Source organism: Acidovorax sp. MR-S7, assembly GCF_000400995.2.
Taxonomy (GTDB): domain Bacteria; phylum Pseudomonadota; class Gammaproteobacteria; order Burkholderiales; family Burkholderiaceae_C; genus MR-S7.
This window is the reverse complement of the sequence record NZ_DF238987.1, coordinates 1-17296: the sequence shown is the minus strand read 5'-3', so window position 1 is coordinate 17296 and position 17296 is coordinate 1. Positions and strand designations below refer to the sequence as shown.

17 protein-coding genes are annotated in these 17296 nt (G+C 69.7%); 12 read left to right on the top strand and 5 right to left on the bottom strand.

What is annotated here, in order from left to right; all coding sequences use genetic code 11:
• Positions 1-126: 126 nt before the first annotated feature.
• Positions 127-3201, bottom strand: coding sequence for an FAD-binding and (Fe-S)-binding domain-containing protein (locus tag AVS7_RS20515; RefSeq protein WP_034691312.1), 3075 nt, complete (start codon positions 3199-3201; stop codon positions 127-129).
• A 264-nt stretch (positions 3202-3465) separates the two neighbouring features.
• Between AVS7_RS20515 and AVS7_RS20510 the strand changes: the two genes are divergently transcribed.
• The 3 genes from AVS7_RS20510 to AVS7_RS20500 all read left to right on the top strand — a co-directional run bounded on the left by AVS7_RS20510 (position 3466) and on the right by AVS7_RS20500 (position 6663).
• Complete coding sequence (locus tag AVS7_RS20510) at positions 3466-4470, top strand: tripartite tricarboxylate transporter substrate binding protein (RefSeq protein WP_020229939.1); 1005 nt, start codon at positions 3466-3468, stop codon at positions 4468-4470.
• Between the two features lie 11 nt (positions 4471-4481).
• Entirely contained in the window at positions 4482-4994 is a 513-nt protein-coding gene (locus AVS7_RS20505) for a tripartite tricarboxylate transporter TctB family protein (RefSeq protein WP_020229938.1), read from the top strand.
• Between the two features lie 154 nt (positions 4995-5148).
• Positions 5149-6663, top strand: coding sequence for a tripartite tricarboxylate transporter permease (locus AVS7_RS20500; RefSeq protein WP_034691311.1), 1515 nt, complete (start codon positions 5149-5151; stop codon positions 6661-6663).
• 10 nt (positions 6664-6673) lie between these two features.
• Here the strand turns inward: AVS7_RS20500 and AVS7_RS20495 are convergent, their stop codons facing one another.
• On the bottom strand, positions 6674-7375 hold the full coding sequence (locus tag AVS7_RS20495) for a GntR family transcriptional regulator (RefSeq protein WP_020229936.1): 702 nt from the start codon (positions 7373-7375) through the stop codon (positions 6674-6676).
• A gap of 102 nt (positions 7376-7477) precedes the next feature.
• On the opposite strand from AVS7_RS20495, the gene AVS7_RS20490 reads away from it, so the two are divergent.
• From AVS7_RS20490 to AVS7_RS20450, 9 genes are all read left to right on the top strand, one after another.
• Entirely contained in the window at positions 7478-8728 is a 1251-nt protein-coding gene (locus AVS7_RS20490) for an alanine--glyoxylate aminotransferase family protein (RefSeq protein ID WP_020229935.1), read from the top strand.
• A 189-nt stretch (positions 8729-8917) separates the two neighbouring features.
• Positions 8918-10036 carry an ABC transporter permease gene (locus tag AVS7_RS20485; RefSeq protein ID WP_024001962.1) on the top strand — a complete coding sequence of 373 codons (1119 nt, stop codon included), beginning with the start codon at positions 8918-8920 and terminating at the stop codon, positions 10034-10036.
• A 3-nt stretch (positions 10037-10039) separates the two neighbouring features.
• Positions 10040-10855 (top strand): ABC transporter ATP-binding protein, encoded by an 816-nt coding sequence (locus AVS7_RS20480; protein ID WP_020229933.1) that lies wholly within the window; start codon positions 10040-10042, stop codon positions 10853-10855.
• Positions 10855-11847, top strand: a complete 993-nt coding sequence (locus AVS7_RS20475) for an MlaD family protein (protein ID WP_020229932.1) — start codon at positions 10855-10857, stop codon at positions 11845-11847. Before AVS7_RS20480 ends, AVS7_RS20475 begins: the two co-directional genes overlap by 1 nt.
• A 65-nt stretch (positions 11848-11912) precedes the next feature.
• Positions 11913-12524, top strand: coding sequence for an ABC-type transport auxiliary lipoprotein family protein (locus tag AVS7_RS20470; RefSeq protein ID WP_020229931.1), 612 nt, complete (start codon positions 11913-11915; stop codon positions 12522-12524).
• Positions 12525-12581: 57 nt separating this feature from the next.
• A complete protein-coding gene (locus AVS7_RS20465) occupies positions 12582-13205 on the top strand; it encodes a phosphoadenosine phosphosulfate reductase family protein (RefSeq protein WP_020229930.1) in 624 nt (207 codons plus the stop codon).
• Positions 13206-13436: 231 nt separating this feature from the next.
• Complete coding sequence (locus tag AVS7_RS20460; RefSeq protein ID WP_020229929.1) at positions 13437-13655, top strand: CsbD family protein; 219 nt, start codon at positions 13437-13439, stop codon at positions 13653-13655.
• A gap of 64 nt (positions 13656-13719) precedes the next feature.
• On the top strand, positions 13720-14298 hold the full coding sequence (locus AVS7_RS20455; RefSeq protein ID WP_020229928.1) for a hypothetical protein: 579 nt from the start codon (positions 13720-13722) through the stop codon (positions 14296-14298).
• A 174-nt stretch (positions 14299-14472) separates the two neighbouring features.
• Positions 14473-14970 carry a hemerythrin domain-containing protein gene (locus AVS7_RS20450; protein ID WP_020229927.1) on the top strand — a complete coding sequence of 166 codons (498 nt, stop codon included), beginning with the start codon at positions 14473-14475 and terminating at the stop codon, positions 14968-14970.
• A gap of 6 nt (positions 14971-14976) precedes the next feature.
• Here the strand turns inward: AVS7_RS20450 and AVS7_RS20445 are convergent, their stop codons facing one another.
• The 3 genes from AVS7_RS20445 to crcB form a co-directional block, all read right to left on the bottom strand.
• Positions 14977-15204 (bottom strand): hypothetical protein, encoded by a 228-nt coding sequence (locus tag AVS7_RS20445; RefSeq protein WP_020229926.1) that lies wholly within the window; start codon positions 15202-15204, stop codon positions 14977-14979.
• Positions 15201-16652, bottom strand: coding sequence for a cell envelope integrity protein CreD (locus tag AVS7_RS20440; RefSeq protein ID WP_034691304.1), 1452 nt, complete (start codon positions 16650-16652; stop codon positions 15201-15203). The genes AVS7_RS20445 and AVS7_RS20440 overlap by 4 nt, the downstream gene beginning before the upstream one ends.
• Before the next feature lie 92 nt (positions 16653-16744).
• Positions 16745-17110, bottom strand: coding sequence for a fluoride efflux transporter CrcB (crcB, locus tag AVS7_RS20435; protein WP_020229924.1), 366 nt, complete (start codon positions 17108-17110; stop codon positions 16745-16747).
• Positions 17111-17296: the final 186 nt, after the last annotated feature.

Sequence of the window (17296 nt, the reverse complement as noted above, 5' to 3'; positions counted from 1 at the left end):
CAAGGGGCTGGCGGCGCATTGTGCGAGCCCCGGCGCGGGTGTCGAGAGGGAAAGCGCTAGCAGCTATGTTTTATATAGCTGCTAGCGCTTGCTGTATAAGCGCTGGGGCCGGATTTTGATGTTTTTTCAAGAACGAGCCATGAGCGATTCCAGCAGCCGCGCCACGTGGATGGCCTCGCGCGCGGCGCCGTCGGCGATCTGGTGGCGGCAGCTCGTGCCGTCGGCCACCACGATGGCGTCGGGTTGCTTGCGGATGGCGGGCAGCAGGCTGGCCTCGGCCATCTGCATGCTGATGTCGATGTGCGCGGCTTCGTAGCCGAAGCTGCCGGCCATGCCGCAGCAGGAGCTTTCGATGAGCTCGGCGCGCGTCTCGGGGATGAGCCCCAGCACCTCCATGATGGGCGTGACCGCGCCGAACGCCTTCTGGTGGCAGTGGCCGTGCAGCAGCACCTGCCGCCCGGCGGGGCGCAGCGCGAGTGCGAAGCGCCCGGCCTGGGCCTCGCGCGCGACGAATTCCTCGAACATCAGTGCCTGCCGCGACACGGCGACCGCCTTGTCGCCCAGGCCCATGGCCAGCGCCTCGTCGCGCAGCGTGAGCAGGCACGAGGGCTCCAACCCCACCACGGCCACGCCCTCGCGCGCCAGGGGCAGCAGCGCGTCGATGAGCTGCTCCATGCGCTCGCGCGCCTCCTCCACCATGCCCCCGGCCAGGTAGGTGCGGCCGCAGCAGTGGTGGCTGCCATGGCCCTTCTCGACGGTGTGCACGGCGTAGCCGGCAGCGTGCAGCACGCGGGCGGCAGCCAGCGCGTTCTCGGTCTCGAAGGTGCCGTTGAAGGTGTCCACGAACAGCACGGCAGCCTTGCCCGTGGTGCGGGCGGCGGCGAGCGTGTCGGCATGGCTGGAGAACAGCGCGCGGTCGGCTTCCTGCATGCGCCAGAAGGTGTCGCTGCGCCACGCGGGCAGGCTGCGGCGGGCCGACAGGCCCAGCAGCTTCTCGCCCAGCCAGGCGGCGCCAGGCACGCGGTTGCGCAGGTTCATGAGCCAGGGCATGCGGCTGGCGCTGGCGGCGTACTCGGGCAGGCGGGCGATGAGCCGGTCCTTGAGCGTGTGGCCGTGGCGGCGCTTGTAGTGCGCGGTGAATTCAATCTTCATCTTGGCCATGTCCACGCCCGTGGGGCAGTCGCGCTTGCAGCCCTTGCAGCCCACGCACAGGTCCATGGTTTCGCGCATGGCTTCGCTGGTGAAGGCGTCGGGGCCGAGCTGGCCCGACAGCGCCAGGCGCAGCGTGTTGGCCCGCCCGCGTGTGGCGTGCTGCTCGTCGCGCGTGACGCGGTAGCTCGGGCACATGGTGCCCGCGTCGAACTTGCGGCAGTGGCCGTTGTTGTTGCACATCTCCACGGCCTTGGCGAAGCCGCCGGTCACGTCGCCGCCGGTGCCGGGCGCGGTGACTTCCTCGGTCACCGGGTCGGCGTTCACGTTCCAGGCCGACCAGTCGAGCACGGGCGTGATGGGAATGCGCTGGTAAGGCCGCGGCGCGCTGGGCGGTGCGAAGCGGAAGAGCGCGCCGTCGTCCATGCGCGGCGGATCGATGATCTTGCCGGGGTTGAACAGGCCGACCGGGTCCATGTGCTGCTTGATGGCGCGGAAGGCCTCGTTGATCGCGGGGCCGAACTGCCACCCGATCCACTCGCCGCGGCACAGGCCGTCGCCGTGCTCGCCGCTGTAGGCGCCCTTGTACTTGCGCACCAGCTCCGCCGCCTCCTCGCCGATGGCGCGCATCTTGGCGGCGCCGCCCTCGGGGCCGTCCACGCGCATGTCGAGTATGGGGCGCACGTGCAGCGTGCCCACCGAGGCGTGGGCGTACCAGGTGCCGCGCGTGCCGTGGCGCGCGAAGACCTCGGTGAGCGCGTCGGTGTACTCGGCCAGGTGCTCCAGGGGCACGGCGCAGTCCTCGATGAAGCTCACCGGCTTGCCGTCGCCCTTGAGGCTCATCATGATGTTCAGGCCGGCCTTGCGCACCTCCCACAGGTTCTTCTGCGGCGCGTCCTCGGGCATGCGCACCACGCTGCCGGGCAGGCCCAGGTCGCCCATCAGCTCCACGAGCTGGTCGAGCTTGGGCCGCAGGCCGGCCTTCTCGGGCCCGGCGAATTCCACGAGCAGGATGGCGGCGGGCGTGCCGTCGATCAGCGCCGTCTGCATCGTGGGGCGGAAGGCCGGGTTGGTGAGCGCCAGGTCGATCATGGTGCGGTCCACCAGCTCCACCGCGCAGGGGCCGAGCTTGACGATGTGCTGCGCCGCGTCCATCGCCGCGTGGAAGGTGGGGAAGTTCACCACGCCCAGCACCTTGGCGCGCGGCAGCTCGGCCAGTTGCAGGGTGAGGCCGCGCGTATAGGCCAGCGTGCCTTCGGAGCCGATGAGCAGGTGCGCGAGGTTCACCGAGCCGTCGGCGGTGTAGGGCCGTTCGCTCTGGTTGTGGAAGATGTCCAGGTTGTAGCCCGCCACGCGGCGCATCACCTTGGGCCAGCGCGCCTCGATCTCGGCGCGGTGCTGGCCCGCCAGGTCGCGCACGAAGGCCGCGATCTCCGCCGCGCGCCCGCTCAAGGCTGCCACGGGCCCGAAGTCCAGCAGCTCGCCGCTGGACAGCCAGGCGCTGGCGCCCAGCACGTTGTGCACCATGTTGCCGTAGGCGATGGAGCGCGAGCCGCACGAATTGTTGCCCGCCATGCCGCCCAGCGTGGCCTGGGCGCTGGTGGACACGTCCACCGGGTACCACAGGCCGTGCGGCTTGAGCTGCGCGTTGAGGTGGTCGAGCACGATGCCGGGCTCCACCGTGGCCGTGCCCGCCTGCGGATCGACGTGCAGCACCTTGCGGAAGTGCTTGGTGTTGTCCACCACCAGCGCCGCGCCCGTGGTCTGGCCGCACTGGCTGGTGCCGCCGCCGCGCGGCAGCACGGGCACCTGCAGCTCGCGCGCGACGGCCAGGGCGGTGGCGATGTCGTCCTCCGTCTTCGGCACCATGACCCCCACCGGCATGATCTGGTAGATCGACGCATCCGTGGCGTAGCGGCCGCGCGAGGCGGCGTCGAACATCACCTCCGCCTGCGTCTCCTTGCGCAGGCGCTGTTCCAGCGCGTGGCTGACTTCGTTGGACGGGAGGACGGTCCCCGCAGGGGCGAGGCGGGCTTGCGGATCTCTGTGCATGGCGGCTTTCTGGGTGGGGATGCGCGGCGCGGTCGTGGACGGCCCGAGCATCCGCCGGAACGTGGGATGGTGTCAATTTGAATTTTGTATTCATAAACACAATGCGCCAATCCTCTGTGATTCAGGGAAATCCATGATTTGCATTTGTCTTTTGAATGCAAAACTGTGCCCTGCCTTCGCAAGGAATGTCTCGCGTCTGCGCGGCGGCACGCCGGAGCCGCTGCAGCCATTGCAGCCCCCCACCCCCATCGAGGAAGACAAGCCATGTACGCAAGAAACCCCGTCCGCGCCGTCGCCGGCGCCGCCATCTCGTTGCTGAGCCTGCTGGGCTCCGCGCATGCCGACTGGGCGCCCACCAAGGCCGTCGAGTTCGTGGTGCCGTTCTCGCCCGGAGGCGCCTCCGACCAGATGGCGCGCGTCATCCAGGCGGCCATCACCAAGCACGAGCTGGTGAAGACGCCCATCGTGATCCAGAACAAGGCGGGCGCCTCCGGCGCCGAGGGCATCCTGGACGTGAAGAGCGCGGCCAAGGACCCGCACAAGGTGCTGGTCGCCTCCACCGGCATCTTCACCGTACCCATGGCCACCGGCCTGCCCTTCAACTGGAAGGACCTCACGCCCGTGGGCATGGTCGCGCAGGACGAGTTCGTGCTGTGGGTGAATGCCGCCACGCCCTACCAGACCGCGGGCGACTACCTGGCGGAAGTGAAGAAGGCGCCCGGCAAGCTCAAGATGGGCGGCACCAGCTCCAAGCGCGAGGACCAGGTGATCACCGCCGAGGTCGAGCACAAGGCGGGCGTGAAATTCACCTACATCCCCTACAAGGGCGGCGGCGAGGCCAGCACCCAGCTCGTGGGCAAGCACATCGACTCCAACACCAACAACCCCAGCGAGTCGATCGCGCAATGGCGCGCGGGGCAGGTGCGGGCGCTGTGCCTGTTCTCCGACAGGCGCTCGGGCTACACCGCCAAGGTCACCGAAGCCCAGAGCTGGGCCGACATTCCCACCTGCAAGGAGCAGGGGCTGGACGTGTCCTACAACATGCTGCGCGGCTTCTTCCTGCCGGGCGGCGTGACGGCGGAGCAGACCAAGTTCTACGCCGACCTGCTCAAGAAGGTGGTGGAGACGCCCGAGTTCAAGGAGTACCTGGAGAAGAACGCGCTGCGTCCCGACTTCATGGTGGGCCAGCAGTTCGCGGACTTCCTCGCCAAGGATGAGGCCCGCCATGCGGAAATCATGAAGTCGGCCGGCTTCATGGCCAAGAAGTGAGCGGGCCCGCCATGACGGATGCGGCGCACGGCCACGCGGTGCAGGAGCCGCGCGGCCTGACCCGGTGCGCGGTGGAGTGGGGCGTGGCCGCGCTCCTGCTGGCCATCGCGGCGCTGGTGGTCTGGGACAACCTGCGCATCGGCGCGGGCTGGGACGACTCGGGGCCCCAGGCGGGCTACTTCCCCCTGCGCGTGGGCGTGGCGGTCGGCATCGCGGCGCTGGCCGTGGCATGGCAGGCCCGGCGCGAACGGGCGCAGGAGCTGTTCGCCACCTGGGAGCAGCTCAGGAGCGTGTCGCAGGTGCTGGTGCCGCTGCTGGTCTACGTCGCCCTGATCACGACGCTGGGCATCTACGTGGCCTCGGCCCTGTTCATCGCCGCCTTCATGCGCTTCGCGGGTGGCTATGCCTGGTGGAAGTCGCTGGCGCTGGGAGTGTTCACCAACCTCCTGCTGTTCGTGGTGTTCGAGATCCAGTTCAAGGTGCCGCTGCCCAAGGGGCCGCTGGAAGCCTGGCTGGGCTATTGATGTGGGACACCCCCCTGAGGCGCTGCGCGCCTTCCCCCCTCTCCTGCGGGAGGAGGGACGCCGCCGGTGGCCGGGCAAAGCCCGCTCCACGGCGTCCGCTGGCTCAGGGCGCGCGCTGCTTGCGTGTCGCCGGCAATACAGATCGGAGTAAATGATGGAAGACCTAGGTGCATTGCTGCACGGCTTCAGCGTCGTGCTGTCGTGGAGCAACATGGGGCTGATGCTCGTGGGCATCCTGCTGGGCATCGTGGTGGGCGTGCTGCCGGGCCTGGGCGGGCCCAACGGCGTGGCCATCCTGCTGCCGCTGACCTTCGGCATGTCGCCCACGTCGGCGATCATCCTGCTCAGCTGCATCTACTGGGGGGCGCTGTTCGGCGGCGCCATCACCTCGGTACTGTTCAACATCCCGGGCGAGGCGTGGTCGGTGGCCACGACGTTCGACGGCTATCCCATGGCCCAGCGCGGCCATGCGGGCGAGGCGCTCACGCTGGCCTTCACCGGCTCCTTCGTGGGTGCCATTTCGGGCGTGCTGCTCATCACCTTTCTCGCGCCGCTGGTGGCCTCGTTCGCGCTGGAGTTCGGCCCTCCCGAGTTCTTCGCCGTGTTCTTCCTCACGTTCTGCAGCTTCATCGGCATGGGCAAGGAGCCCAAGGCCAAGATCGTCGCGGCCATGGGCCTGGGCCTGCTGCTGGCCGCCGTGGGCATGGACACGATCTCGGGCGACCTGCGCATGACCTTCGGCTCGGGCGAGCTGATGCGCGGCTTTGACTTCCTGGTGGTGGTGATCGGCCTGTTCGGCATCAGCGAGATCCTGATGACCATCGAGGAAGGCCTGGCCTTCAAGGGCAAGAAGGCCAGCATCGACCTGAAGGTGGTGCTCAAGACCTGGGCCGGCCTGCCGCGTTACTGGCTCACCATGCTGCGCTCGTCGGCCGTGGGCTGCTGGATGGGCGTGACCCCGGGCGGCGCGGTGGCCGCCAGCTTCATGGGCTACGGCCTGGCCAAGAAGTTCTCGCGCCGCGGCGACCACTTCGGCAAGGGCGAGCCCGAGGGCGTGCTGGCGCCCGAGACGGCCGCCCACGCGGCCGGCACCTCGGCCTTGCTGCCCATGCTGGCGCTGGGCATCCCCGGTTCGGCCACGGCGGCGGTGCTGCTGGGCGGGCTGATGATCTGGGGCCTGCAGCCGGGGCCGCTGCTGTTCACCGAGCAGAAGGACTTCGTCTGGGGCCTGATCGCCAGCATGTATATGGGCAACCTCGCGGGGCTGCTGATCGTGCTGTCCACCGTGCCGCTGTTCGCGGCCATCCTGCGCATCCCGTTCTCCATCGTCGCGCCCATGATCCTGATGGTCTGCGCCATCGGCTCCTTCACGGTGAACGGTTCGGCGTCGGACATCTGGATGATGCTGGTCTTCGGCGTGGTGGGCTACGTGTTCAAGAAGCTCGACTACCCGCTCGCGCCCATGGTGCTGGCGCTGGTGCTGGGCGACCGCATGGAGGATGCGTTCCGCCAGAGCATGCTGGGCAGCGGCGGCAACGTGGGGGTGTTCTGGCACAACGGGCTGTCGGGCTCCATCATCACGCTGGCCCTGGTGCTGCTGCTGTGGCCCGTGATCAGCGCCGTGCTGGCCCGCATCCGCGGCCGGCGCGACGACCCCGCGGTGGCCTGACTGCGGCCCGCTACTTGGTAGCGGCGCCCAGTGCGCCGCGGCGCATCTGGTCCAGCACCGTGTCACGCTTGGAATGCAGGTGGGCCATGAGCAGCGCGCGCAGCCGCGGCGCGTCGTGCGCGGCCAGGGCCTCCAGCATCTCGCCGTGCTCGCGCGCCGCGTGCTGCCACTTGTTGGGGTCCTGGTTGGTGTGGAAGCGCATGGGGTGGGCGCGGGCGTTCACGCTGCGGTACACCTGGCTCAGCACGGGGTTCTTGGCGGCGGCGTTGATGGCCGCATGGATGCGCGCGTTCAGCTCGTAGTAGCCTGCGAGGTTCTTGCGCGCGAAGCAGGCCATCATCTCGTAGTGAAGCGCGCGGATCTCGTCGAGCTCCTCGTCCGTGACGCGCTGCGCCGCGAGCTCGCCCGACAGCCCCTCCAGGCTGGCGAGCACCTCGAAGGTGCTGATGATGTCGCTCTCGTCCATGCACGCCGCCACGGCGCCCCGGTTGGGCAGCAGCTCCACCAGCCCCTCGGCGGCCAGCAGCTTGATGGCCTCGCGCAGCGGCGTGCGCGAGACGCTGAGCAGCTCGCACAGCTCGCGTTCGTTGAGCTTGGCGCCCGGCTTGATCTGCCCTTCGACGAGCATGGCGCGCAGGCGCTCGGCCACCTGCTCGTGCAGGGCCACGCGCGGGATCTCCGCCGGTTTGCTGGCTGGTTGTGCTTTGGTCATAAAAATGAATTCATTTTTAACCCCTCCGAACCCAATTTTAGGTGTTAACGCTTATCCAATTTTGTTTTTTGCATGCAAAATAGGGCCGGAAAGGAGTTCATCATGCTGCAACTGGATTTTCACCCCACAGGCCGCCATTTTCTGCAGATCCCGGGCCCCAGCCCCGTGCCGGACCGCATTCTGCGGGCCATGAGCCTGCCCACCATCGACCACCGGGGTCCCGAGTTCGGTGCGCTGGGCCGCAAGGTGCTGGGCGACATCGGCAAGATCTTCAAGACGCAGCACCCCGTGGTGATCTACCCGGCGTCGGGCACGGGCGCGTGGGAGGCCGCGCTCACCAACGTGATGAGCCCCGGCGACCACGTGCTGATGTACGAGACCGGCCACTTCGCCTCGCTCTGGATCAAGATGGCCACGCGCCTGGGCCTGCGGCCCGAGGTGCTGGCCTGGGACGGCGTGGACAAGGACCTGCCGCACGCGCCGAGCTGGCGCCGCGGCGTGCAGGCCGACATGATCGAGGACCGCCTGCGCCGCGATACGGAACGCACGATCAAGGCCGTGTGCGTGGTGCACAACGAAACCTCCACGGGCGTCACCTCCGACATCGCCGCCGTGCGCAAGGCCATCGACGCGGCGGGCCACCCGGCGCTGCTCATGGTGGACAGCATCTCCGGCCTGGCCGGGGCCGACCTGGAGCACGACGCCTGGGGCATCGACGTGACGGTGAGCGGCTCGCAAAAGGGGCTGATGCTGCCGCCGGGCATCAGCTTCAACGCCGTGTCGCCCAAGGCGCTGGAGGTCTCCAAGACCGCGAAGCTGCCGCGTGCCTTCTGGGCCTGGGACGAGATCATCGAGATGAACAAGAACGGCTACTGGCCGTACACGCCCAACACCAACCTGCTCTACGGCCTGTCGGAGGCGCTGGACATGATCCTGGGGCAGGGCCTGGAAGTGGTGTTCGCGCGCCACCAGCGCTGGGGCGCGGGCGTGCGCGCGGCGGTGCAGGCTTGGGGCCTGCCCATCCAGTGCGCGGACCCGGCGGTCTACTCGCCCATCCTCACCGGCGTGATCCTGCCCGAAGGGGTGGACGCGGACGCCGTGCGTACGCTGATCTACGAGCGCTTCGACCTCTCGCTGGGCCAGGGCCTGGGCAAGCTGCGCGGGCGCATGTTCCGCCTGGGGCACCTGGGCGACAGCAACGACCTTACGCTGGTGGCCATGGTGGCCGGCGTGGAGATGGGCCTCAAGCTCAGCGGCGTGCCGGTGGCGGGCAGCGGCGTGGAGGCCATCATGGCCCATTTCTCCGCCCCCCCGGCGAACACGCAGGCGCAGCCCCGGCTGCGCGTGGCCTGACGGCCTCGGTAGCTCCCGCCGTGTGAAGAAAGGCGCGCAACGCGCCTTTTTTCTTGACCGAAACTATGGAATGATGCGGCGCCGTACTACATCGGCACGCGCCGCTCCCCCACGCCAGCCCCCGGCCCAGCGCCGCGGACTGTGCAAAACTGGGCGCGCACCGGGCCTCGCGCCCTCCGTCGTTCCTACATGCCCCTGTTCACTCCGCCATCGGTCGCCCTGGACAACGCCGCCACACCCCGCGCATTGCCGCAGGGGGACTGGGTGGCGGCCGCCTTCGCCGACCGCCAGGCCTGGCGGCGCCTGGCCGCGCAGCTCAAGGCCTGCGGGCCGGGCCATGCATGGAGCCTGCAGGGCCTGGAGCGGCTGGACCACGTGGGCGCGCAGGTCCTGTGGAACCACTGGGGGCGCGCCTGGCCCGCGCAGGTCGAGCTCGACGACGCCCAGCGCGCCATGCTCGAGCGCGTGGCGCAGTTCACCACCGAGCAGGCGGGCGCCGAGCGCTGGCGCCTGGGCGACCAGGTGGACCGCCTGGGCGTGCTGGTGCTGCATGCGCTGGACCACCTGAAGCACCTGGTCGAACTCACGGGCCAGCTGCTGCTGGACGTGCTGCGGCTGCTGCGCACCCCCCGGCGCGGGCCGTGGCGCGACATCTCGGGGCACCTGTACCGCATGGGCACCACGGCGCTGCCGATCACGGCGCTGGTGGGGTTCCTGATCGGGGTGGTGCTGGCCTACCTGATGTCGCTGCAGCTGCGGCAGTTCGGTGCGGAAACCTTCATCGTCAATATCCTGGGCATCTCGCTGATCCGCGAACTGGGGCCCATGCTCGGCGCCATCCTCGTGGCGGGGCGCTCGGGCTCGGCCATCACCGCGCAGATCGGCGTGATGCGCGTGACCGAGGAGCTGGATGCCATGCGCGTCATGGGCATCCCGCACGGCTTTCGCCTCGTGATGCCGCGCGCGCTGGCCCTGGGCTTGGCCATGCCGCTCGTGGCGCTGTGGACCACGCTGGCCGCGCTGGCGGGCGGCATGCTCGCCGCCGACGTGGCCATGGGCATCTCGCCGGCCTACTTCGCGCAGGCGCTGCCTGCCGCGGTGAAGGTGGGCAACCTGTGGCTGGCCATGGCCAAGTCGGTGGTGTTCGGCGTGTTCATCGCGCTCATCGGCTGCCACTGGGGCCTGCGCGTCAAGCCCAACACCCAGAGCCTGGGCGAGGGCACCACCGCATCGGTGGTGAGCGCGATCACCATGGTCATCATCGTGGACGCGCTGTTCGCCATCGCGTTCAAGAACGTTGGATTCTGAACAATGAGCGACGAAACCGCAGTCGTCGACATCCGGGGCCTGTCCACCGTCTTCGGCAAGGGCAGCGAGGCCTTCGCCGTGCACCAGAACCTCGACCTCACCGTGCGCCGCGGCGAGATCCTGTCGCTCGTGGGCGGCTCGGGCACGGGCAAGACGGTGCTGCTGCGCCACATCCTGGGCCTGACGCGGCCCACGCGCGGCAGCGTGACGGTGCTGGGCCGGCCCGCTGGCGAACTGGGCGGCGACGGCGCCAGCAGCCGCGTGGGCATGCTGTTCCAGCACGGCGCGCTGTTCTCGGCCTTCAACGTGCTGGACAACGTGGCCTTCGCCCTGCGCGAGCTGGGCACGCTGCCGCAGGAGGTGGTGAACGACGCGGCCATGGTCAAGCTGCGCCTGACCGGCCTGAAGGCCGAGCACGCCCTGCGCATGCCAGCGGACCTGTCGGGCGGCATGATCAAGCGCGTGGCCCTGGCGCGCGCGCTCATCATGGACCCGCCGCTGCTGCTGCTCGACGAGCCCACGGCGGGTCTGGACCCGAACAGCTCCGACGAGTTCTGCGCGCTGCTGCGCGAGCTGCACGCGGCGCTGGGCCTCACCGTCATCATGGTCACGCACGACCTGGACACGTTGTTCGCCCTGTCCACGCGCGTGGCCGTGCTGGCCGACAAGCGTGTCATCGTGGAAGGCACGCCGCAGGAGGTGGCGCACTTCCCGCACCCCTTCATCGATCATTTCTTTCTCGGAGAGCGCGGCCGCCGCGCCATGGCGGCCCCGCCCGCAGACGCTCCCACTGCCGCGCCGGCGGCCAAGGAACCCTGATGGAAAACAAGTCCCATGCCCTGGCAGCGGGCCTCTTCGTGATCGTCGTGACGGCGTTGCTGGCCGGCCTGGGCCTCTGGCTCACGCGCGACACCACCGACTACACGCTCTACGAGCTGTCCAGCAAGGAAAGCGTGAGCGGCCTGCAGCCCCAGGCCGCCGTGCGCTACAAGGGCGTGGCCGTGGGCAAGGTCACCCGCATCGGCTTCGACCCGCAGACCTCGGGCAACGTGCTCATCCGCATCGCGGTCAACACCGACGCACCCATCAGCCCCACCACCTTCGCCACCCTGGGCTACCAGGGCGTCACCGGCCTGGCGCACGTCCAGCTCGACGACGCGGACGCCCCGGTGCCGCGCCCCGCCTCCGGCCCCAGCGGGCTGCCGCGCCTGCCGCTGCAAAGCTCGCCCTTCAGCCAGCTGGCCGAGCAGGGCCCGGCCATCCTGGCCCAGGTGCAGGAGGCCACCGAGCGCATCAACACCCTGCTGGGCGACGAGAACCAGGAGCGCTTCGGCACGGCGCTGGACCAGCTCGGCCGCGCGGCCGGCAGCGTCGATGCGCTGGCGCGGCGGCTGGACCACACCGTCACCACGCGCCTCGACCCGGCGCTGGCCGTGGTGCCCGACGTCGCCCAGGATGCGCGCCAGACCCTGCAGTCGCTGCGCCAGGCCGGCAGCAGCGCCGCCACGGCCGCCCAGGAAGTCAGCCAGGCCGTGCGCACCCTCAGCGCCGAAGGCGGCGCGCTCGACGAGATCGCCAGCGGCGCGCGCAGCCTCTCGGCCGCGGCGGACCGCTTCGGCCGCGTGTCCCTGCCGCGCCTGAACCATGCGGCGGACGAAACGGCGCGCGCCGCGCGCCGCCTGGGCCGCACGGCCTCGGGCATCAGCGACAACCCCCAATCGCTCATCTACGGCGCGGGCCGCGCATCCGCCGGGCCGGGCGAGCCCGGCTTCGTGCCGCCCAACGCGCGCAATGGAGATCCAGTGGAATGACTGCTACTACCAAATCCATAGCTGGTCGCGCTTATTCAGCAAGCGCTAGAGCCGTTTTCGGCTTGATGTTCGCGGCGCTGGCCGCCGGCTGCTCCATCCTGCCCGAGCCGCCCGCGCGCGCCGATGTGTACGACTTCGGCCCCGGCCTCATGGCCCCCGCGCCCGAAGGCCGGCAGGCCAGCCTGCCCCCGGTCGCGCTGGCCGAGATCTCCACCGTGGGCATCCCCGAAGGCAGCTCCGCGCTGCTCTACCGCCTGGCCTACGCCAACGCCCAGCAACTGCGGCCCTATGCCCACGCGCGCTGGAGCCAGCCGCCGGCGCAGCTGCTGCAGCAGGCGCTGCGCGACCGGCTCGGCCAGCGCCGCGTGGTGGTGCTGGGCGAGGACGGCATCGCCCAGCAGGTCGAAGGCACCGGCTGGCCCACCGTGGTGCGCGTGGAGCTGGAGGAGTTCAGCCAGGTCTTCAGCGCCCGGGCCAGCAGCGTCGGCCTGGTGCGCCTGCGCGCCTCCGTGGCGCGTGCCGCCAGCGCCGGCGACACGCTGGTGGCCCAGCGCGTGTTCGCCGTGCAGCGCCCCGCCGCCACGCAGGACGCCGCGGGCGGCGCGCGCGCCCTGGCCGAGGCCTCGGCCCAGGCCGCCGAGGAGCTGGCGCAGTGGCTGGAGCAGCAGGGGCGCTGAGCGCGCAAACACCGAGGGCGCACAATGGGCGGTTTTCTCCCCCGCAAGCACCTTGCCATGAGCAGCATCGACCTCGCACACATCAACGCCACCCTCGGCCACGACGCCCAGGGGCTGGTGGACTGGGCCGTGGGCCTGGGCCGGCCGGCCATCGTCACCACCAACTTCCGTCCGTTCGAGGCGGTGATCCTGCACCTGTGCACGCGTGCCCAGCCCGACATGCCCGTGGTGTGGATGGACAACGGCTACAACACCGAGGCCACCTACCGCTTCGCCGACGAGGTGACCCGGCGCCTGCGGCTGAACCTCAGCATCTACCTGCCGCGCCGCTCGCGCGCGCACCGTGAGGCCGTGGACGGCCCTGTGCCGGCGCTGGATGATCCGCGCCACGCCGCGTTCACCGAGGAGGTCAAGCTCGAGCCCTTCGCCCGCGCGCTGCGCGAGACCGCGCCCCAGGTGTGGTTCACGGCCCTGCGCGCCAGCGACACCGCCGTGCGTGCGCAGATGGAGCCCGTGTCCATCAACCCCGACGGGCTCGTCAAGGTCGCGCCGCTGCTGCACTGGACGTCCAAGCAGCTCTACGAATACCTCGTGGCCCACGACCTGCCCAACAACTTCGACTACGTGGACCCCACCAAGGGCGAAGACAACCGCGAGTGCGGGCTGCACCTAGCGCACTGAGCCGCGCTTCCCGCCACCCCCGAGAGACGTGCGCTGCACGTCTTTTTTTTGCCCGGTCCGTACTCCTTCGGCCTACATGCGGCTGTCGCTCCGCGCTGACGCGGCCCGCGCACCTGCGCCGACGGGCTGCGCAGCGCACGCTGCCTACAGTCTCTCCATCGCCCCACGCACCGCGATTCCCGCCGCCGGCGGGACGGGCAGGCGGCGAAGCATTCCCAAGGAGAGCCAGTCATGAATGAGGATCGCATCAAGGGCAACTGGAAGCAGTTCACCGGCAAGATCAAGGAGCAGTGGGGCAAGCTCACTGACGACGACCTCGACGTGATCGCCGGCAAGCGCGACCAGTTCCTGGGCAAGCTGCAGGAGCGCCAGGGCCTGGCCAAGGACGCAGCGGAAGAGCAGCTCAAGAGCTGGCAGCAACGCAACCCCGACTTCCGTTTCGACGACTGATGTCCGTGTGCGGCGCGTCTGTCGCGCCGCCCGCGCCCTTCCACATTCCGCAGGAGGACTATCCATGAAAAACACACGCAATCTGATCGCCCTGGTCGCGGCCGGCCTGCTCGCCACGTCCGGCATGGCCATGACCCGCGAGGAGCACAGCGCCGCCAAGGACCGCATCTCCGCCGACTACAAGGCCGCCAAGGCCCAGTGCGACACGCTGAAGGCCAACGCCAAGGACATCTGCATGGCCGAGGCCAAGGGCAACGAAAAGATCGCCAAGGCCGAGCTGGAAGCCCAGTACAAGCCCAGCGACAAGGCCACCTACAAGGTGCATGAAGCCCGTGCCGACGCCGCCTACGATGTCGCCAAGGAAAAGTGCGACGACCAGCAGGGCAACGCCAAGGACGTCTGCGTGAAGGACGCCAAGGCCGCCCACGTGGCCGCCAAGGAAAACGCCAAGGTGGCGCGCGCCCAGGCCAAGGGCGCCGACAGCGCCGCTGCCAAGCAGGCCGATGTGGCCGACGCGAAGAAGGACGCCGCGGAAGCCAAGCGCGAAGCCGATTACAAGGCCGCCAAGGAACGCTGCGATGCCATGAGCGGCGACGCCAAGGACGCCTGCGTGGCTGACGCCAAGCGCATGTACGGCCAGTGACCGGCAGGCGCCTGGCGCCCGCCCCGCATGCCGCAGACCCCGCCAGCCCGACGCTGGCGGGGTTTTTTCATGGGCGCAGCGGAGCGCCCTGACCTGTGTCAACACGTGCTGCGGCCATCGCTCCTATGCTCGCGCCGCTTTGGAAACGGCTTCGCAATGGAAGGAATACAGGCCATGGCCGCACTGGAATGGTCCGCAGGACTGGCGCTCGATCTGCCCCTCATGGACGACACCCACCAGGAATTCGTGGCGCTGCTGCAGTCCGTCGAACTTGCGGACGATGCGCGGCTGCTGTCCGCTTGGCAGGAACTGGTGGAACACACGCAGGCCCACTTCGACCAGGAGGACCGCTGGATGCAGGCCACGCGCTTCGCTTCCGGCAACTGCCACAGCCTGCAGCACAAGGTGGTGCTGAAGGTCATGCGCGAAGGCGCCGAGCGCGCGGCCCAGGGCGAGCTGCACGTGCTGCGCGGCATGGCGGCCGAGCTGGCCGTCTGGTTTCCGCAGCACACGCAGGCCATGGACGCCGCGCTCGCGCTGCACCTGCGCCGCGTGGGCTTCGACCCCGCCACCGGCACCGTGCAGTCGCCCGATGCGCTGCCGCAGGAGCTGATCCATGGCTGCGGCGGTGCCTGCTCGTCGGCCGAGCACGAAGCCGAAGCGCACGCCTGACGCACCTCACCAGCGCCGCGCGGGCAACAGCCCCGCCATGCGCCACGCGAGCTCGCGCAGCGCCTGCCGCAGCGCCGGCGTGATGCCGCGCCGCCGGGGCGTGTAGGCCGCGGCCAGCACGCGCTGCTTGGCGTGGCGCAGGGCGGCGCGGTCGCGTTCCTGCAGCGCGCGCATCAGCCGGTCGTGGTAGCGCTGCACACGCCGGGCCTCGGCGGGGGTGAGGGGTGCATTCATGCTGCCACCTCCTGCACGGGCATGCGCCGTGCTGCCAGCCCATACCAGTCCACCTTGCGCGTGAGCACCATCACCGCCGCCAGCACTGCGAACAGCGCCACCGCGCCCACCACCAGCGCCGTCTGCTCCAGCTGCAGGAGCACGTAGAGCAGCCCGTAGAGCAGCGCGATGCCCGCGCCGAACGGCAGGCCGCGCCAGCGCCCGCCCAGCATGTGGCTGGCATAGTAGCCCAGCAGCAGCACGCAGGCCCCGGCCGCCAGCGCATAGGACAGGCCGAAGGGCAGATGCTCCGACAGGCTCACCAGCAGCAGGAAGAAGCTGCACAGCGCGCTGCCCACCAGCAGGTACTGCACGGGGTGCACGCGCAGCCTTTTCGTCGCCGGGCCGTCCCAAGACGAAAAAGCGGCCCCCTCGGGGGGCAGCGACCCGCGCAGCGGCGGAGCGTGGGGGCCATTGCTCATGAGCTCGAACAGGCCCACGGCCACGAAGGTGAGGGCGATGAACAGCACGCCGTACTTGGCGGCGCGGTCCGACAGCGTGTAGGGGTTCACCGGGTCGACGAAGGCCACGCTGAAGCTGTCGGCGCAGCGGTCGCCGCCGTCTCCGGGCGTATCGCAGACCGTGCGGCCCTTGGCAATGTCCTGCTGCGCCGTGGTGGCGAGCGACGACAGGCGCCAGCGCGCGGTGAAGCCGCCGTCGCCCACCTCGCGCTCCGACGGCAGGAAGCGCCCCGCGAACGACGGGTGGGGCCAAGTGCTCTGCATCTGCACCTCGGTCGTGCCGCCCAGCGGCACGATGGCCAGGCGCTCGGTGCCCACGAGCTCCAGGTCGAGCGCGGCCGTGAGCACGCCCTCGCGGTGGCGCAGCCCCTCGGGCAGTGCCGCATGCAGGCCGCGCGCGTACACCGGGTGGAAGGTGCCGGGCCTGAGCACCTGCGCGCTGCCGTCCACATCCACCTGCGCGGCGCGGATGCCGCGCGCGTCCTGTACCGCCAGCATCAGGATGGGCGCGCCGCACTGCATGCGCGAGCCGCGCACCGTGCCTTCGGGACGCAGGGCCGCGAGGTCGGGCCACTGGGCCGTCAGGTGGGCCTTCAGGGTGTAGGCGTTGACCTTGTGCAGGCCGCGCGCGCGCTCCTGCATCAGTGCGGCGGACTGCACCTGCAGCCGCTCGGGCGGGGCCGTCAGCAGGAACTCGCGCCGCCGCTCCTCGGTGCGCCGCTCGGCGCCGGTGCCCACGGTCTCGTCCCAGCTCTCCACACAGGCGCTGTGCACCAGCGGGCCGATCAGCGTCTGCGGGCCGGCCAGGCTCTGCGCCACGCCGTGGGCGGCCGCACTGCGGTAGAGCTGCCGGTCGCGCACCACGTCTTTGATCAGGCCCAGGCCGAACAGCAGCAGCATGCCGACGGCCGCGAGCGCGGCGATTTTTGCGAACAAGGGATGTTTCAAGGGACGGCTCCTCCATGGGTGGTTCATGGAGGAGCAGTGTTCGCCGCGCGGGTGAGAAGGCGATGAAGTTTGTGAGGCGAATGTGAAGCGGTTCAGCGTACCGATGCCATGCCCAGGTACAGCGCCCCCACGCCCAGCGCCACGGAACCCGCCGCGTAGAGCGCCGCCATCGCCGTCTCGCCGCGCGAGTGCAGCAGCGCCACCTCCAGCGAAAAGGTGGAGAAGGTCGTGAAGCCGCCGAGGATGCCGGTGGTCAGGAACAGGCGCGCCTGCTGCGGCAGCCCGCTCTTTTGCGCCCAGAACTCCACCACCGCGCCCATCACGAACGAGCCCAGCACGTTGATGCACAGCGTACCCCACGGGAACGCGCCGCTCAGCAGCCGCGCCGCGAGCATGTTGACGCCATGGCGCAGCGCGGCACCCACGCCGCCGCCCAGAAACACAAGCAGGAATTCCATGATGGATGCCGCCCTCAGAAAAGTTCAAAAGAAATCGGGCAACAAAAAAGTTCTGGTGTCAAGTCTTTCGTGCAAAGCACGCAAGGATTGAAACCGTATATGGGACAGTAGGTTAGGGAAGGTCTGCACAACCCTGCCGCCACCCGCGTGATGTGAGACATTGCCGACATGAAGCAAATGAGCCTG

Bases quoted from the DNA above. Each gene is read 5' to 3' on its own strand.
- AVS7_RS20465 (WP_020229930.1), top strand. From the start codon at position 12,582: ATGAGCAGCATCGACCTCGCACACATCAACGCCACCCTCGGCCACGAC.
- crcB (WP_020229924.1), bottom strand. From the start codon at position 17,110: ATGGAATTCCTGCTTGTGTTTCTGGGCGGCGGCGTGGGTGCCGCGCTG.
- AVS7_RS20470 (WP_020229931.1), top strand. From the start codon at position 11,913: ATGTTCGCGGCGCTGGCCGCCGGCTGCTCCATCCTGCCCGAGCCGCCC.
- AVS7_RS20515 (WP_034691312.1), bottom strand. From the start codon at position 3,201: ATGCACAGAGATCCGCAAGCCCGCCTCGCCCCTGCGGGGACCGTCCTC.
- AVS7_RS20480 (WP_020229933.1), top strand. From the start codon at position 10,040: ATGAGCGACGAAACCGCAGTCGTCGACATCCGGGGCCTGTCCACCGTC.
- AVS7_RS20495 (WP_020229936.1), bottom strand. From the start codon at position 7,375: ATGACCAAAGCACAACCAGCCAGCAAACCGGCGGAGATCCCGCGCGTG.
- AVS7_RS20455 (WP_020229928.1), top strand. From the start codon at position 13,720: ATGAAAAACACACGCAATCTGATCGCCCTGGTCGCGGCCGGCCTGCTC.
- AVS7_RS20485 (WP_024001962.1), top strand. From the start codon at position 8,918: ATGCCCCTGTTCACTCCGCCATCGGTCGCCCTGGACAACGCCGCCACA.
- AVS7_RS20445 (WP_020229926.1), bottom strand. From the start codon at position 15,204: ATGAATGCACCCCTCACCCCCGCCGAGGCCCGGCGTGTGCAGCGCTAC.
- AVS7_RS20450 (WP_020229927.1), top strand. From the start codon at position 14,473: ATGGCCGCACTGGAATGGTCCGCAGGACTGGCGCTCGATCTGCCCCTC.
- AVS7_RS20475 (WP_020229932.1), top strand. From the start codon at position 10,855: ATGGAAAACAAGTCCCATGCCCTGGCAGCGGGCCTCTTCGTGATCGTC.
- AVS7_RS20460 (WP_020229929.1), top strand. From the start codon at position 13,437: ATGAATGAGGATCGCATCAAGGGCAACTGGAAGCAGTTCACCGGCAAG.
- AVS7_RS20505 (WP_020229938.1), top strand. From the start codon at position 4,482: ATGACGGATGCGGCGCACGGCCACGCGGTGCAGGAGCCGCGCGGCCTG.
- AVS7_RS20510 (WP_020229939.1), top strand. From the start codon at position 3,466: ATGTACGCAAGAAACCCCGTCCGCGCCGTCGCCGGCGCCGCCATCTCG.
- AVS7_RS20490 (WP_020229935.1), top strand. From the start codon at position 7,478: ATGCTGCAACTGGATTTTCACCCCACAGGCCGCCATTTTCTGCAGATC.
- AVS7_RS20500 (WP_034691311.1), top strand. From the start codon at position 5,149: ATGGAAGACCTAGGTGCATTGCTGCACGGCTTCAGCGTCGTGCTGTCG.